The following is a 14,697-nucleotide window of genomic DNA, read 5'->3' on the forward strand; positions in this document are numbered from 1 at the left end:
CCCGATGGGCAGCGTAGCTGCCCCAAGATCAGCAAATACGGTGCATCAAATGTACCGCGCACGATGGTTTTGCGACTGCTTCGCAGCCGGTCGGGGATAAATCCCCTCACCACAAAAAATGACTCCCACAGGAGATTGAGGTGTTTGCGAGATTAGCTTTCCATTGACGAGATCATTGCTATGGAACATCAATCCCTGACCCAACCGGTTGGCGCCGCTGACGTGCGCCCGGCGCGCGGTATTTCGCCGACGGCGCGGGCGTGGTTTTTCCTCACGCCGTCGATGCTGTTTCTCGGTGTGCTGATCGCCGCCAGCCTGCTGGTGCTGCGCATGAGCGTCGGCACTAAAGGCGCGGAATGGAGCGGGTTCAGCCTCGCCAGCTACGCGCAATTGCTCGAACCCTATTACCTCAAATCCCTGCTGCTGACCCTGCGTCTGGCGCTGATCAGTGCAGTGATCGCGGTGCTGCTGGCGATCCCGGTGGCGTACACCATGTCACGGCTGACCTCGCCGTTCGTGCGGCGGATCTTCCTTGCCGCAGTGTTGCTGCCGCTGCTGGTCAACCTGCTGCTGCAAAGCTACGGCTGGCTGGTGATTCTCGGCCCGGGCGGGATGCTCAACCAGACGCTGATGGGCCTGGGCCTGATCAAGCGTCCGATCATGCTGCTGTACAACCAGAACGGCGTGCTGATGGGCCTGGTGCAGACCGCGTTTCCTTTGGCCGTGCTGCCGATTGCCAGCGCCATGCGTGGTGTTGCGCGTACCTACGAAGAGGCGGCGGCGACACTGGGCGCCAGTCGTTTTCAGGTGTTCCGTCAGGTGGTGTTGCCGATGAGTCTGCCGGGGATCATCACCGGGGCGACGCTGGTGTTCGCCTACAACGCCAGCAGTTTTGTCGTGCCGTTGCTGCTCGGTGGCCGCCGTGTGCCGATGCTCGCGGTGATGGTGCATGACCAGATCGCGCCGCTGATGAACTGGCCCGCGGCATCCGCTGCCGGGGTGGTGCTGATCGTCACCACGCTGGCGATCATGACCCTGTCTGAATACATCACCGGCCGTCGTCGGCGTCTGCTGGAGGCTTCGCAATGAGTACCCTGACCAACAAGCGCATGGCGCTGCTGCCCGGCGACACCGGCAAGCTCGCCGGAATCCTCTCCGGGTTCATTCTGCTGCTGGCGGTGTTGCCGATCCTGACCATGATCGTCATGTCGTTCAGCGGTGCGTCGAACCTCGACTTCCCGCCGAGCAGCTACAGCCTGCAATGGTACAAGGCGGCCTGGCACACCTTCGTCTCGCCAGACGCCAGCGACGTGCTGAGTCTCGGTCAGGCCATGGCTACCAGCCTGCTGGTGTCGTGCCTGACCATGGTTTTCGCCACGCTGATCGCGGTGCCTGCCGCCTATGCGCTGACCCGTTGCGAGTTCCGTGGCAAAGCCGTGGCGCTGCAACTGATGTCGCTGCCGCTGGTGTTTCCGATGGTGGTGTTGGGACTGGCGTTGCTGCTGGTGTTCGACAGCCTGCCGTTCCACCTGACCACCTCGCGACTGGTGATTGCCCACGTGATTCTGGCGCTGCCGTTCGTGGTGAAAAACTGCACCGCCGCCATGCTCTCCATCGGCAGCGAAGTCGAAGAGGCGGCGCGGATGCTCGGCGCTTCACCGCTGCGGGCGATTGTCGACGTGGTGGTGCCGTTGATGAAGTCGGGGATTCTGGCGGGGATGCTGCTGGCGTTCATCGTCTCGTTCAACGAATTCACCGTGACCTATTTCCTCTACACCATCGACGTCATGACCGTGCCGATCTGGATGTACAGCCGCACCGTGTCATCGCTCGACCCTACCGTGTTCTCGTTTGCCGTGCTGATCGTGCTGATCGACTTCGTCCTGATCTGGGCGCTGGAGAAGCTGGTGGGCGAGGGCGGCGTTTCCTTTTGATTTGAGGTGCAACATGACTGGTCTGATTCTGGAAAACGTCGAGAAATTCTACGGCTCGGCTTGCGCGGTACAGGACGTCAATCTGCATTTGCCGGAAGGCCAACTGGTGTGTTTTCTCGGCCCGTCGGGCTGCGGCAAAACCACCTTGCTGCGGATGATCGCCGGGCTGGAGACCCTTACCGGCGGCGAGATTCGCCTCGATGGCGAGAACATCGGTCACACCCCGGCGCACCTGCGCAACTTCGGCATGGTGTTCCAGTCGCTGGCGCTGTTCCCGCACATGACCGTCGGCGAGAACATCGCCTACCCGCTGAAACTGCGCGGCGTGAGCAAGGCCGAGCAGCAGGCGCGGGTGGTGGAGTTGCTAGAGTTGATTCAGCTGCAAGCAATGATCGATCGGCCGGTGGCGAAGCTTTCAGGCGGGCAACGGCAGCGGGTGGCGATTGCCCGGGCCATCGCCTCGCGGCCGAAAATTCTTTTACTCGACGAACCGCTGTCGGCGCTGGACGCCAAGCTGCGCGAGTCGATGCAGGTGGAAATACGTCAGCTGCAACAGCGCTTGAACATCACCACGATCATGGTCACCCACGATCAGCGCGAAGCCATGACCATGGCCGACATCGTCGTGGTGCTGGGCGAGCACAAGGTGCAGCAGGTGGGCACACCGATCGAAATCTACCGGCACCCGGCCAACGAGTTCGTCGCCGACTTCATCGGTTCGGGCAACATTTTTCCGGCCACGGCGCTGGGTGACGGCAAGGTCAGTTTGCCGGGCGGTGATGCGCTGCAAGTGCCGATCTGCAGCAGCATCGAAGCGGGGCAGAAGGTGAAGATGCTGATTCGTCCGGAGGATCTGCAACTGTCCGCGCCACAAGCCACGGCGGGCAATCGCTTGCTCGGCAAGGTGACGTTCGTGCGCGATATCGGCGCGACCATCGAGACCACGGTGGAGTGTTCCGGGGTGACGTTCACGGCGCTGAGCACGCCGTGTCAGGGGATCGGTTTGGGGGTCGGGCATCCGGTGTCGGTGACGTTGCCGAGCGAGGCGTGTCGAGTGTTGGGGGCTTGATCCGGATTTGATGTTGGCCTCGCTGGCCTCTTCGCGAGCAGGCTCGCTCCCACATTTGGAAATGCGTTCCTCTGTGGGAGCGAGCCTGCTCGCGAAAGCGCCAGATGCAGCAACGCCAAGTCCGGATCAGACCGACTGCCGCAACCGCGCCAGATCCCTTAACGGCGGCGCACCAAACAAGCGGCTGTACTCGCGGCTGAACTGCGACGGGCTTTCATAGCCCACGCGATAGCCCGCCGCCGACGCTTCCAGCCCTTCGGCCAGCATCAGGCGCCGCGCTTCCTGCAGGCGCAATTGCTTCTGGTACTGCAACGGACTCATCGCGGTCATCGCCTTGAAGCGGTGATGCAGGGTTGAAACGCTGAGGTTGACTTCTTTCGCCAGATCATCAATGCGCAGCGGCTGTTCGAAGTTGCCGTTGAGCCATTTGATCGCCTGGCTGATGCGGTGGCTCTGGCTGTTGGCAATCGCGATTTCATACAAGCGATGGCCCTGCGGACTGCGCAGCAGGCGATAAAGAATCTCCCGGCGAATCAGCGGCGCGAGCATGGCGATGTCTTTCGGCGCATCCAGCAGTCGCGCCAGACGCAACACCGCGTCGAGCATCGCGCTGTCGATCTTTTCCACATACAGGCCGCGCCCGGTCGGTCGGGTCGGCACGCCCATGGGGCCGGCGTCGGCAATCAGTGCGGTGATTTCCGCCGGGTCGATGTCCAGGCGCACGGCGAGAATCGGATCCTCCGGCGAGACATTCACTACCCGTCCGCTGAGCGGCATCGAGACCGAGACCACCAGGTAATTCAGCGGGTCGTAATTGAAGAACTCATCGGCCAGGCGCACCTCTTTGCGGCCCTGGGCCATGATGCACAGCGCCGGTTGCGCCAGCACCGGGGCGAAGTCATGGGACTGGGTATGGCGCGACATGAACAGCGAGCCGATGGCGGTCTGATAACTGCCGTCGTCCGTGGTGTTGCGGCGGATGATCGCCGCGAGTTCTGCACGCTGTTTTTCCATGTCGGCATCGGGCGGAGACTGGAAACGATCGAATGACGTCATGCACGGCATCCTCGGCAAGGAATCTGGAATGGGGCAGAGCATATGTTTGTGCAAGCGCCAGCGGTAGACACATCCTGTCAAATGCTTGCCTGATTCTGCATGGGCTGCTTTTGCGTGCCGGCCATCAGCCCGCGACCGCCACCTTACCCCTTGGGTCGAAGACCCCTGTAGGAGCTGCCGAAGGCTGCGATCTTTTGATTTTAAAAACAAAAGTCAAAAGATCGCAGCCTTCGGCAGCTCCTACACAAAAGCGTTGTGACAGCGGTGTGACAGGTTTCTACCCATCGATGCGGGGCGTTTGTGCAGTCTCGCAGGATTGTGCAACGCAGCGGCAGGAATCGACTAACGGCACCTTGCGCCCGGCCCTTAACCTTTGATCCTGTCGCAGCCCGTCCCCCGGCTGCCACGCGACTCCCTGGGAGGGTTGAACATGTCCAAGCAGATTCCCGTCAGTCATATGGCCTTCGTTCGAGCGCGCGCCGGACGCTCCGCCGAACTGGGTGTACGCCTCAGTGCCTTGATCGAACCGTCACGCAACGCCCCCGGTTGCCTGAACTTCGCCCTGCAGCATTCGCAATGCGATCCGGAGCTGTGGCTGGTCTCCGGTTTCTGGAGCCATCAACAGGCAATGACCGCGTATTTCAACAGCCCGTCGATGCAGATCTTTGCCGAACTGGTCCAGGATCTGGTGGTCAACAGCCTGGATTTCCACACCTTCAAAGAGGTGTCGGCAGCGCAGGCGCTCGGACAATGTCCGGCACCGATACACAAACTCGCCGGTTGAGGGTTTAATGTCCGGCTTATTCATCTGAGCCAGGATGTGTGCCATGGCACGTAAAGAGTTTGAACACTTCGAAGCAGTCTCCGCAGTCGTCCCTGTCGAGTTGGGCGGCAACAAGGGTTACCACGCGGCAATCGCGGTCAAGGCCCTGGTCGATGGCGGTGCGCCACGCTTCCACAAACTGCTGGGTGATCAGGTTTTCCCCGGCGCCATCGCTGCCGATGAGGCTGCCATCAATGAGCTGGACCGCCTCAAGGGCGTCACTGATGACGCCGAGCTGATCTGGTAACTGCGCTTACTTGTCCGCCCCCGGGCGCCACATCTTGAACAGGGCTTCAGGCCCCAACTGGAAATAATCCGCCGGCCCGCCGCCGCGCAGAATCGGTTCTGCCGCGGCGGTGTCGTAGATCCCGTCCTTCAACAGCCATTTGGCGATATGCACGGCGACCACTTCGCCGAGAATCAGCCAGCTCGGCACGGTTTCGCCATCGGCGCGCTGCAACTGGATGATCTGCGTGACCTTGCACTCGAAGGACACCGGGCTTTCGGCTACCCGTGGTACCGCAATCACCTTCGACGCCACTGACGTCAGCCCGGCCAATTCAAACTCGTTGACCTCAGGCGCGACCATCGCGCAGCTCTGGTTCATCTGCTCGGCCAACGGGCGAGTGGCGAGGTTCCAGGCGAACTCGCCGGTCTGCTCGATGTTGTTCAGGCTGTCTTTGCGCCCGATGCTGGAAAAACCAATGATCGGCGGAATGTAGTTGAACGCGTTGAAGAAACTGTAAGGCGCAAGATTCAGCTGGCCGTCGGCATCCTGCGAAGAAATCCAGCCGATGGGACGCGGGCCGACGATGGCGTTGAACGGATCGTGGGGCAGACCGTGGCCGTTGGCGGGTTCGTAGAAGTGGATGTCATCGGACATGGCTGGAGGTTCCTGGAGGGCGTTTGTAGAAGGCAATAGTGCAAGTCTGAAACAGCATTTTCCAGTCACACAAAGATATTCCAGTTGATGCAATCCCCTTTGTGGCAGCGGGGTTGCTCGCGAATGCAATCTTTCAGTTGCCACAGTGGTTGACTGACCCGGCGCTTTCGCGAGCAAGCCCGCTCCCACAGGGGATATTTGCCGTGCCCCAGAAATGACTAAGCCCGGCCGAAGCCGGGCTGTGCGCTTTACAACTGCAATCAGCTGATCGAAGCGGATTGGGTGCGGTCGTAGCCGTCAGCGGCGAAGGCAGCCGAACCGGTGCGGTCGTAGCCGTCTTCAGCAAAGGTCGCCGAACCGGTGCGGTCGTAGCCATCCTCGGCGACGGTTGCCGAGCCAGTGCGGTCGTAACCATCGGCAGCGACGGCCGAGCCAGTGCGTTCGTAACCATCGGCAGCGACGGCCGAGCCAGTGCGGTCATAACCATCGGCAGCGACGGCCGAGCCAGTGCGGTCATAACCATCGGCAGCGACAGCCGAGCCAGTGCGGTCATAACCGTCGGCAGCAAAGGTGTTGGCGGCCATTACGGACAAGGCGAAAGCGAGGATCAGTTTGGTTTTCATGTGAGTGACTCCAGATTCGTTGGCGGGTGTGTCTTGCATGGGTTTAATGCTACGCCAACTAAATTGATAAAAAAGCGCAAATAAATGCTAAAAATAATCGATTAACTTGATATTAAGGGCGGCGCATTGAATGGGCTTCCACTGTCGGGAGCGAACGCCGCGCGGGTCATCGATCAGGTAGTGGCAGGATGCCGAGGCAGCATTAATGGGGGATTAATCGCTGATTTTCGCGATATGACGGATTTTTCATCTGTTGCCGACCGGTTTTTCACCGGTGCGACGCCAGTCTGCCCACGGCCAGAAAACCAAGAACCGGCCGTCCCACACTGGAGCTTTGCTTGCGATGAACAAACTGCCTCAAATCACCCTGGCGTTCTGGGTCATGAAAATCTGCGCGACGACCCTGGGGGAAACCGCGGGGGACTTGCTGTCGATGACGCTCAACGTCGGGTACGCCCTCAGCTCGCTGATCCTGATCAGCGTGTTCGTGCTGACCCTGATCAGCCAACTGATGGCCAAGACCTACAAGCCGCTGCTGTACTGGATCGTGATTCTGTCGACCAGCACCGCCGGCACCACCATGTCCGACTTCATGGACCGCACCCTTGAACTGGGCTACGCCACCGGGTCGATGATCCTGATTGCGATTCTATTGGCGATCTTCACGGCCTGGCGTCTGAGCGGCGATTCTCTGAACGTCAGCAAGGTGCAGACTTTCCGCGGCGAGATGTTCTACTGGATGGCGATTCTGTTTTCCAACACCCTGGGCACTGCGCTCGGCGATTACCTGGCCGATGATTCGGGCCTGGGTTTTGCCGGTGGCGCGCTGCTGATCGGCTCGACCATTGCCGTGGTCGTGGCGCTCAAATACTTCACGAAGATTTCGTCGGTGCTGTTGTTCTGGGTGGCGTTCGTGCTGACCCGGCCGTTCGGTGCGACCTTGGGCGACCTGATGACCAAGTCCCATGAAAAGGGCGGCCTGGACTTCGGCACCATCGGCTCGTCGGCGGTGTTGGCGGGGATTCTGCTGGTGATGATTGTCGGCGCGTCGTATGCGCAGAAGCGTTATGGCAAGCCGCCGGTTGCCGAGTTGACTTGATACCGAGTCGCCTCATTCGCGAGCAGGCTCGCTCCCACAGGGGACTTGTGTCGATCACGATCCAATGTGGGAGCGAGCCTGCTCGCGAAGGGGCCATCACAGCCACCGTTGCAGTGGCTGTGAAAACCCGATCAGTCAGTCACGATCCGCGAATGTTTCTGCGTGTCTTTCATGGTGATGTACACCAGCAGCGACACCGCGATGCACGCGGTCACGTACCAGTAGTAACCGGTTTCCATGCCGATGCTCTTGAACCACAGCGCGATGTATTCGGCGGTGCCGCCGAAGATCGACACGGTCAGTGCATACGGCAGGCCGACGCCCAGCGCGCGGATTTCGGTCGGGAACAGCTCGGCTTTCACCACGGCGTTGATCGAGGTGTAGCCGCTGACGATGATCAGTGCCGCCATGATCAGGAAGAACGCGCCCCACCAGGTCTGGATGGTGTGCAGGGTCATCAGGATCGGCACGGTGAAGATCGTCCCGAGTACGCCGAAAGCGATCAGAATCGGACGCCGACCGATTTTATCCGACAGGCCACCGATGATCGGCTGCAGGCACATGAACAGGAACAGCGTGGCGGCAGAAATGGTGGTCGAGTCGGAGATGCTCATGCCGACGGTATTCACCAGGTATTTCTGCATGTAGGTGGTGTAGGTGTAGAACGCCAGCGTACCGCCCATGGTCAGGCCGACCACGGTCAGCAGTTCTTTCGGATGGCGCATCAAGGTGCGCATCGCGCTTTCCTTGGACTTCTCTTTCTTGGTGAACGACTCGGTTTCTTCCATGCCGCGACGCAGGTACAGCGCAACGATCGCGCACAGTGCGCCGATGGCGAACGGAATACGCCAGCCCCACGCGTACAGCTGTTCAGTGGTCAGCATGTTCTGCAGCACGATCAGCACGCCCAGCGCGATGAGCTGGCCGGAGATCAGGGTCACGTACTGGAAGCTGGAGAAGAAACCGCGACGCTCCCTGGTCGCCATCTCCGACAGGTAGGTGGCCGAGGTGCCGTACTCGCCGCCGACCGACAGACCCTGCAGCAAGCGCGCGAAGACCAGCAGGATCGGCGCGCCGATGCCGATGGTTTCGTAGTTGGGGCTGAGGGCGATCAGCAAGGAGCCGAAGCACATCAGGTAGACCGAGGCCATCAAGGCTTTCTTGCGACCGACCTTGTCGGCGTACAGGCCCATCAGCCAGCCACCGATCGGACGCATCAGGAAGCCCACGGCGAAGATCGCGGCGGTGTTCATCAGTTGCGCGGTGGTGGAACCGGCGGGGAAGAAGGTCTTGGCGAAGTACAGCGAGAAAGCGGCGTAGACGTACCAGTCGTACCACTCGACCATGTTGCCGACCGAGCCGCTGAAGATCGATTTGATCCTGCTGGCGGTGGTTCTTTCTTTGGCGGGCGCGGCAGCCGACCCAAGGGGCAGGGCGTTGGAGTTATCCATTGAAGGATCCTTCGTTTAATTGTTTTTGTGGAGCGCGTTGGAACGCAGCCTGCTGGGGCTATAGCAGGAGCTGTGCCAACGGGGGGAGGGCCGGTTTAGAGGGGGGCTTAAGATTTAATGAGCGGAAATCCGCTTATGGCTGGATTGTGGTGAGCGGAAAATTGCTCATTCGGGCTGATGGATAAATGCTGCCTGTGCGGGCCTCTTCGCGGGCAAGCCCGCTCCCACAGGGTTTCGTGCTGAACACAGAATGTGTGAACACCACCGACCACTGTGGGAGCGGGCTTGCCCGCGAAGAGGCCCGATCAAACACTGCAAAACTCAGCTGCCCGGAACAAACATCTCCCGGCTCAACCCATGCCGCTGCAGCTTTTCATTGAAGGTCCGGCGCGGCAGTTGCAACTCTTCCAGCACCGCTTTCACATCGCCCTTGTGCCGGGTCAGCGCCGCGCGCAGGCATTGCGCTTCAAAGGCTTCCTGCTGCGCGGCGAGAGACTGGCCCGGATCGATGCCCTGCACCGGCTCATCCAGCCCCAGCACCTGGCGCTCGGCGACGTTCGCCAGTTCGCGCACGTTGCCCGGCCAGTCGTGGCTGAGCAGGTGGCTCAATTGCGCCCCGCTCAACGGCGGGAACGTGCGGCCCAGACGCTGGGCGGCGCTGAAGGCGAACGATTCGAACAGCAGCGGAATGTCTTCGCGGCGATCGCGCAGCGGCGGCAGGCGCAGTTCGGCGACGTTCAGGCGATACGCCAGGTCTTCGCGAAAACGTCCGGCCCGGGCCTCATCCAGCAGATCAGGTTTGGTCGCGGCGACGATCCGCAGATCCACACGAATGCTCTGGTTCGAGCCGAGGCGCTCCAGCTTCTGCTCCTGCAACACCCGCAGCAATTTCACTTGCTGAGCCAGCGGCATGCTTTCGATTTCATCGAGGAACAACGTGCCGCCATCGGCATATTCCAGTTTGCCGATGCGCTTGCCGGAAGCGCCGGTGAACGCGCCACTTTCATGACCGAACAGCTCGGCTTCAAACAACTGCTCGGGGATCGCCGCGCAGTTCAGCGCCACGAAGGGCTTGTCGGCGCGCGGGCCGAAATCATGCAGGCAGCGGGCGATCAGTTCCTTGCCGCTGCCGGTTTCACCGCGGATCAACACGTTGACCGGCAGCGCCGCCAGATCCAGCACTTGCCGGCGCAAAGTCTGCATGCCACGGGACACGCCGAGCAGCGTCGCATCGAGTCTGGCGCGGTGGTCGGCCTGCTCGTGCAGGGCGCGGTTTTCCAATACCAGTCGCCGCTTGTCGAGTGCCCGGCGCAGGCTGCCGAGCAGGGTTTCCGGGCTGAACGGCTTTTCCAGAAAGTCGTAGGCGCCGTCACGGATGGCTTCGACCGCCATCGGCACATCGCCGTGACCGGTCAGCAGTATCACCGGCAAATCGCTGTCACGGCGCTGCACTTCGGCCAGCAACTGCAGCCCACTGAGCCCGGGCATGCGCACATCGCTGAGGATCACCCCGGGGAAGTGGCTGGGCAGTGCGGCGAGGCAATCCTCGGCGCGGCTGAACAGCTGCACCGCGAACCCCGACAGGCTCAGCCATTGCTCGACAGCGCTGCGAATGCTGCTTTCGTCATCGACCACCATCACCGAGTTGAGCATCAGATGTGTGCCTCCAGATCGATCGGCAGGGTCAGGCTGAACACCGCGCCGGCCTCGCCATTTTCAACGCTCAGACGCCCGCCGGATTCATGCACGATGGCAAAGGATACCGCCAGCCCGAGGCCGAGACCGTCGCCCACCGGTTTGGTGGTGAAGAACGGGTCGAATACCTGGTTCAAGTGCTGTTCGGCAATCCCGCCGCCATTGTCGATCACGCTCAGGCGCCACAGTTGTTCGTCCACCTCCAGGCGAATTTCCAGGCGCTTGCACGGTTTGCCCTGCATTGCATCGAGGGCATTGCGCAGCAGATTGATCAGCACCTGTTCGAGGCGTATTGCATCACCACGCACCCAGGCCGGACGCGTCAGGTGCAGCACCAGACTGACCTGTTCGTCGCGTAGGCGCGCATCGAGCAGTTGCAGCGACTGATCGACCACGGTCGCCAGGTCCAGCCGTTCGCGCAGGCCGCTGGGGCTTTTGCGGGCGAAGGTTTTCAGGTGACCGGTGAGCGATGCCATGCGCGTGAGCATGTCGTCCACCGGTTTGAGCGCCTTGTACGCGTCATCGACGCGGCCATGTTCGAGCAGCAGGCGCAGCGTTGCCAATTGCATCCGTTGCGCGGTCAGCGGTTGATTGATTTCGTGGGCCAGTGCGGCGGACATCTGCCCCAGCGCCGCGAGCTTGGCCGATTGCACCAGACCGTCCTGCGCGGTACGCAGATCGCGGGTGCGTTCTTCGACCAGTTGTTCGAGTTCTTCGCGGTTGCGCTGACGGACTTTCGACAGGCGCCAGCGCTGATTGAGGAACAGCAGCAAAAACACCAACGCCAGCCACACACCCGCAGCGGCCAGCCCGGCGTTGCGCAAGTCTTCGAAGGCTACTTGCGGGCGGCGCAGCAGGTGCAGGGTCCAGCCTTCGGCGGCCAGCGGCAGTGACTCCCACAAATAGTCCGCCGTTCCGTCCGGGCCTTCGACCCGGCGCAGGTCGCTGTTGTCGTCGAAGTGACGCAGCGACAAATGCGTCAGCGGGATCAGCGATTGTTTGTCGTACTGGCGGGTGCGCTTGATCTCGTCCATGTCGCGGCTGTCCAGCGGCCGCAACGAGCGATAGCGCCAGCCGGGCTGGTTGGCGATGAAGATGATCCCGCGTGCATCGCTGACCAGCAGCGTGTCGCTGCCCTGGCTCCATTCGCGCTCAAGCTCGGGGAACTCCAGTTTGACTACCATCGCGCCAAGGAACTCGGCGTTGTCGCCGAGCACCGCGCTGGACAGAAAATAGCCAGGGATGCCGCTGGTCACGCCCACCGCATAAAAGCGCCCGCTGCCCTGAGTGCGGGTCTGGCTGAAGTACGGACGAAAACCGTAGTTGTGGCCGACGTAACTGCTCGGCAGGCGCCAGTTGCTGGCGGCCACCGCGAGGCCGCTGTGATCAAGTAGCTCGAGGGTCGAGGACTGCGCCGCGCCGTTGATCTGCTCCAGCTTCAGATTCAGCGCGTTCTGTTGTTCCGCGCCCACCGGCCCGGCCAGCGCGCTGCGCAATTGCGGGTCCAGCGCCAGCACGGCGGGCAGGGCGCGATAGCGGTCGATCAGGGTGTGCAACGAGTTGGCATACAGCGCCAATTGCTGGCTGGCACGGGTCGCGTCTTCCTCCATCGCCTGGCGTTCGGCGTGGCGGATGGCAAGGGTCGCGGCGATGGCCGCACCGGCAATGATCAGCAGGGTGTACAACGACAAACGCAGGGTACGGGAAGTCGGCAGCATGCTGGGCTAATGGATAAAGGGACGGGCGGGCACGATAGCATGGGCCTGCCCGTCCTTCTCGTCTGACGCGTTACCTGATCAGACCGCCGTGAACCGGTGTGAGTGTGAAAGCAGCATGGTGCGTGTATAAGCCAGCTCGCCAATGACGGCTTGCGTGGCCTGTGTCAGGCTTTCGACGCTATCACTCGAACAAACCAAACGCTTGCTGAAAGTGGCAATCGTCGAACTCTTGGCGATGGAGGGCGGGGTGATACTGAGGTCTTGATCAGCCATGAGTCACATACATTGCACAGGCGAAGACGCAGATGGATTGACGCTAACAACGATCACAGCAGCGCACACCTGTCAGATCTGACAGGTGCGCTCAAGCCCAAGGTATGTGTCGTTCTCCCAGGCATAAAAAAGGCCGGCCCGTCGATTGACGGGCCGGCCTTTTTTTCCAGCTGCGAAACGCTTACTGCACTTCTACCGCCAGGCTTTCGGCGATCTTCTGTTGCCAGATCGCCGGGCCGGTGATGTGTACCGACTCACCGTTGCTGTCCACCGCGACGGTGACCGGCATGTCCTTGACCTCGAACTCGTAGATCGCTTCCATGCCCAGCTCGGCGAAGGCCAGCACCTTGGACTTCTTGATGGCCTGGGCCACCAGATAAGCGGCGCCGCCCACGGCCATCAGGTACACGGCCTTGTTGTCCTTGATCGCTTCGATCGCGGTCGGGCCACGCTCGGATTTGCCGATCATGCCCAGCAGGCCGGTCTGCTCAAGGATCTGACGGGTGAACTTGTCCATCCGCGTCGCGGTGGTCGGGCCAGCCGGGCCAACCACTTCGTCACCGACCGGATCAACCGGGCCGACGTAGTAGATGAAGCGGCCTTTCAGATCCACCGGCAGGGTTTCACCCTTGTTCAGCATCTCGACCATGCGCTTGTGCGCCGCGTCGCGACCGGTGAGCATCTTGCCGTTGAGCAGGACGGTTTCGCCCGGCTTCCAGCTCTGCACTTCTTCCGGGGTCAGGGTGTCGAGGTTGACGCGACGGGCCGACGGGCCGGCTTCCCAGACGATTTCCGGGTAGGCATCCAGCGATGGCGCTTCCAGCGAGGCCGGGCCAGAACCGTCGAGCACGAAGTGCGCGTGACGGGTGGCGGCGCAGTTCGGGATCATGCACACCGGCAGCGAGGCGGCGTGGGTCGGGTAGTCCATGATCTTCACGTCGAGCACGGTGGTCAGGCCACCGAGGCCCTGGGCGCCGATGCCCAGTTGGTTGACCTTCTCGAACAGCTCCAGACGGATCTCTTCGATGCGGTTCTGCGGGCCACGGGCTTTCAGTTCGTGGATGTCGATGGATTCCATCAACACTTCCTTGGCCATCACTGCGGCTTTCTCGGCGGTGCCGCCGATACCGATGCCCAGCATGCCCGGTGGGCACCAGCCGGCGCCCATGGTCGGAACGGTCTTGAGCACCCAGTCAACGATCGAGTCGGACGGATTGAGCATGGCCATTTTCGACTTGTTCTCGGAACCGCCGCCCTTGGCCGCCACGTCCACTTCCACGGTGTTGCCCGGGACGATGGAGTAGTGGATGACCGCCGGGGTGTTGTCCTTGGTGTTTTTCCGAGCGCCCGCCGGGTCGGCGAGGATCGAGGCACGCAGGACGTTTTCCGGCAGGTTGTAGGCGCGGCGCACGCCCTCGTTGATCATGTCGTCCAGGCTCATGGTCGCGTCATCCCAGCGCACGTCCATGCCCACACGCACGAACACGGTGACAATGCCGGTGTCCTGGCAGATCGGCCGGTGGCCGGTGGCGCACATGCGCGAGTTGATCAGGATCTGCGCGATCGAGTCACGGGCCGCTGGCGATTCTTCGCGCAGGTAGGCTTCGTGCATCGCCTGGATGAAGTCCACGGGGTGGTAGTAGGAAATGAATTGCAGGGCGTCGGCAACGCTCTGAATCAGGTCATCTTGCTTGATCACGGTCATGAGTCGCGCTCCTCTAAAAGACGGGAACATTCAATAAGGTGCTTGCAGCTTGGGTGCATCGGTCGGTCGCAAGCACCTTTCAAGGCACGCCGGGGCTGCTGGCGCGACGCTAAAAAGGCGCGGCAGTATACCGCGCCTCTTCGGGGCATACACGCGTCGGCAGTCATTCGTTGGTCGCATGGTTGGGCGAATATCGAACATCGGGTTTGCACTTCAATACCCACCCCCCTCACCCCAGCTCTCTCGCCCAAGGGGGCGAGGGGGGAAGGGAGCCGATTTGTGGCGAATTCAAACCTGAGTTCGGCATGATGTATCAGGTCGGCGTATCTCAAATAAACAATGCGGTCAGTTCCCTATCTCTCGGGGAG

Annotated in this window: 14 protein-coding genes; 6 read left to right on the forward strand and 8 right to left on the reverse strand. The window is 61.5% G+C overall.

Features of this window, described 5'->3' with window-relative positions:
- The first annotated feature begins 180 nt into the window (after positions 1–180).
- From ACM6I7_RS22635 to ACM6I7_RS22645, 3 genes are read left to right on the forward strand one after another with little or no spacing between them, the layout of a single operon-like run.
- Positions 181–1,089 (forward strand): ABC transporter permease, encoded by a 909-nt coding sequence (locus ACM6I7_RS22635; protein ID WP_025111659.1) that lies wholly within the window; start codon positions 181–183, stop codon positions 1,087–1,089.
- On the forward strand, positions 1,086–1,934 hold the full coding sequence (locus ACM6I7_RS22640; protein WP_027612492.1) for an ABC transporter permease: 849 nt from the start codon (positions 1,086–1,088) through the stop codon (positions 1,932–1,934). Before ACM6I7_RS22635 ends, ACM6I7_RS22640 begins: the two co-directional genes overlap by 4 nt.
- A gap of 13 nt (positions 1,935–1,947) precedes the next feature.
- On the forward strand, positions 1,948–3,003 hold the full coding sequence (locus ACM6I7_RS22645; protein ID WP_027612493.1) for an ABC transporter ATP-binding protein: 1,056 nt from the start codon (positions 1,948–1,950) through the stop codon (positions 3,001–3,003).
- 126 nt (positions 3,004–3,129) lie between these two features.
- Here ACM6I7_RS22645 and ACM6I7_RS22650 read toward each other — a convergent pair whose 3' ends face one another.
- The gene (locus tag ACM6I7_RS22650; protein ID WP_027612494.1) at positions 3,130–4,059 is read right to left on the reverse strand and encodes an AraC family transcriptional regulator; all 930 of its coding nucleotides are present in this window, start codon (positions 4,057–4,059) and stop codon (positions 3,130–3,132) included.
- 430 nt (positions 4,060–4,489) lie between these two features.
- Between ACM6I7_RS22650 and ACM6I7_RS22655 the strand changes: the two genes are divergently transcribed.
- Positions 4,490–4,843, forward strand: a complete 354-nt coding sequence (locus ACM6I7_RS22655; RefSeq protein ID WP_027612495.1) for an antibiotic biosynthesis monooxygenase family protein — start codon at positions 4,490–4,492, stop codon at positions 4,841–4,843.
- A 43-nt stretch (positions 4,844–4,886) separates the two neighbouring features.
- A complete protein-coding gene (locus ACM6I7_RS22660; protein WP_007965872.1) occupies positions 4,887–5,129 on the forward strand; it encodes a hypothetical protein in 243 nt (80 codons plus the stop codon).
- Between the two features lie 6 nt (positions 5,130–5,135).
- Here the strand turns inward: ACM6I7_RS22660 and ACM6I7_RS22665 are convergent, their stop codons facing one another.
- Positions 5,136–5,765 (reverse strand): flavin reductase family protein, encoded by a 630-nt coding sequence (locus ACM6I7_RS22665; protein ID WP_027612497.1) that lies wholly within the window; start codon positions 5,763–5,765, stop codon positions 5,136–5,138.
- A gap of 260 nt (positions 5,766–6,025) precedes the next feature.
- Positions 6,026–6,388, reverse strand: coding sequence for a heme utilization protein (locus tag ACM6I7_RS22670; RefSeq protein ID WP_414889325.1), 363 nt, complete (start codon positions 6,386–6,388; stop codon positions 6,026–6,028).
- Positions 6,389–6,731: 343 nt separating this feature from the next.
- On the opposite strand from ACM6I7_RS22670, the gene ACM6I7_RS22675 reads away from it, so the two are divergent.
- Positions 6,732–7,487, forward strand: a complete 756-nt coding sequence (locus ACM6I7_RS22675; RefSeq protein ID WP_027612499.1) for a membrane protein — start codon at positions 6,732–6,734, stop codon at positions 7,485–7,487.
- 131 nt (positions 7,488–7,618) lie between these two features.
- Here ACM6I7_RS22675 and ACM6I7_RS22680 read toward each other — a convergent pair whose 3' ends face one another.
- The 5 genes from ACM6I7_RS22680 to ACM6I7_RS22700 form a co-directional block, all read right to left on the reverse strand.
- Complete coding sequence (locus ACM6I7_RS22680; protein WP_007965880.1) at positions 7,619–8,938, reverse strand: MFS transporter; 1,320 nt, start codon at positions 8,936–8,938, stop codon at positions 7,619–7,621.
- Between the two features lie 321 nt (positions 8,939–9,259).
- A complete protein-coding gene (locus ACM6I7_RS22685) occupies positions 9,260–10,591 on the reverse strand; it encodes a sigma-54-dependent transcriptional regulator (RefSeq protein ID WP_414889326.1) in 1,332 nt (443 codons plus the stop codon).
- Positions 10,591–12,351, reverse strand: coding sequence for an ATP-binding protein (locus ACM6I7_RS22690; protein ID WP_333988620.1), 1,761 nt, complete (start codon positions 12,349–12,351; stop codon positions 10,591–10,593). Before ACM6I7_RS22690 ends, ACM6I7_RS22685 begins: the two co-directional genes overlap by 1 nt.
- Positions 12,352–12,429: 78 nt before the next feature.
- Entirely contained in the window at positions 12,430–12,624 is a 195-nt protein-coding gene (locus ACM6I7_RS22695; protein ID WP_103367404.1) for a hypothetical protein, read from the reverse strand.
- Positions 12,625–12,805: 181 nt separating this feature from the next.
- A complete protein-coding gene (locus ACM6I7_RS22700) occupies positions 12,806–14,329 on the reverse strand; it encodes a fumarate hydratase (RefSeq protein ID WP_247267992.1) in 1,524 nt (507 codons plus the stop codon).
- Between the last annotated feature and the right edge of the window lie 368 nt (positions 14,330–14,697).

This window comes from Pseudomonas sp. IT-93MI4 (assembly GCF_949767635.1).
Classification (GTDB): domain Bacteria; phylum Pseudomonadota; class Gammaproteobacteria; order Pseudomonadales; family Pseudomonadaceae; genus Aquipseudomonas; species Aquipseudomonas putida_A.

Coding starts and splice junctions, on each gene's coding strand:
- ACM6I7_RS22680 (WP_007965880.1), bottom strand. CDS start 8,938: ATGGATAACTCCAACGCCCTGCCCCTTGGGTCGGCTGCCGCGCCCGCC.
- ACM6I7_RS22695 (WP_103367404.1), bottom strand. CDS start 12,624: ATGGCTGATCAAGACCTCAGTATCACCCCGCCCTCCATCGCCAAGAGT.
- ACM6I7_RS22670 (WP_414889325.1), bottom strand. CDS start 6,388: ATGAAAACCAAACTGATCCTCGCTTTCGCCTTGTCCGTAATGGCCGCC.
- ACM6I7_RS22650 (WP_027612494.1), bottom strand. CDS start 4,059: ATGACGTCATTCGATCGTTTCCAGTCTCCGCCCGATGCCGACATGGAA.
- ACM6I7_RS22685 (WP_414889326.1), bottom strand. CDS start 10,591: ATGCTCAACTCGGTGATGGTGGTCGATGACGAAAGCAGCATTCGCAGC.
- ACM6I7_RS22665 (WP_027612497.1), bottom strand. CDS start 5,765: ATGTCCGATGACATCCACTTCTACGAACCCGCCAACGGCCACGGTCTG.
- ACM6I7_RS22655 (WP_027612495.1), top strand. CDS start 4,490: ATGTCCAAGCAGATTCCCGTCAGTCATATGGCCTTCGTTCGAGCGCGC.
- ACM6I7_RS22640 (WP_027612492.1), top strand. CDS start 1,086: ATGAGTACCCTGACCAACAAGCGCATGGCGCTGCTGCCCGGCGACACC.
- ACM6I7_RS22700 (WP_247267992.1), bottom strand. CDS start 14,329: ATGACCGTGATCAAGCAAGATGACCTGATTCAGAGCGTTGCCGACGCC.
- ACM6I7_RS22645 (WP_027612493.1), top strand. CDS start 1,948: ATGACTGGTCTGATTCTGGAAAACGTCGAGAAATTCTACGGCTCGGCT.
- ACM6I7_RS22635 (WP_025111659.1), top strand. CDS start 181: ATGGAACATCAATCCCTGACCCAACCGGTTGGCGCCGCTGACGTGCGC.
- ACM6I7_RS22690 (WP_333988620.1), bottom strand. CDS start 12,351: ATGCTGCCGACTTCCCGTACCCTGCGTTTGTCGTTGTACACCCTGCTG.
- ACM6I7_RS22675 (WP_027612499.1), top strand. CDS start 6,732: ATGAACAAACTGCCTCAAATCACCCTGGCGTTCTGGGTCATGAAAATC.
- ACM6I7_RS22660 (WP_007965872.1), top strand. CDS start 4,887: ATGGCACGTAAAGAGTTTGAACACTTCGAAGCAGTCTCCGCAGTCGTC.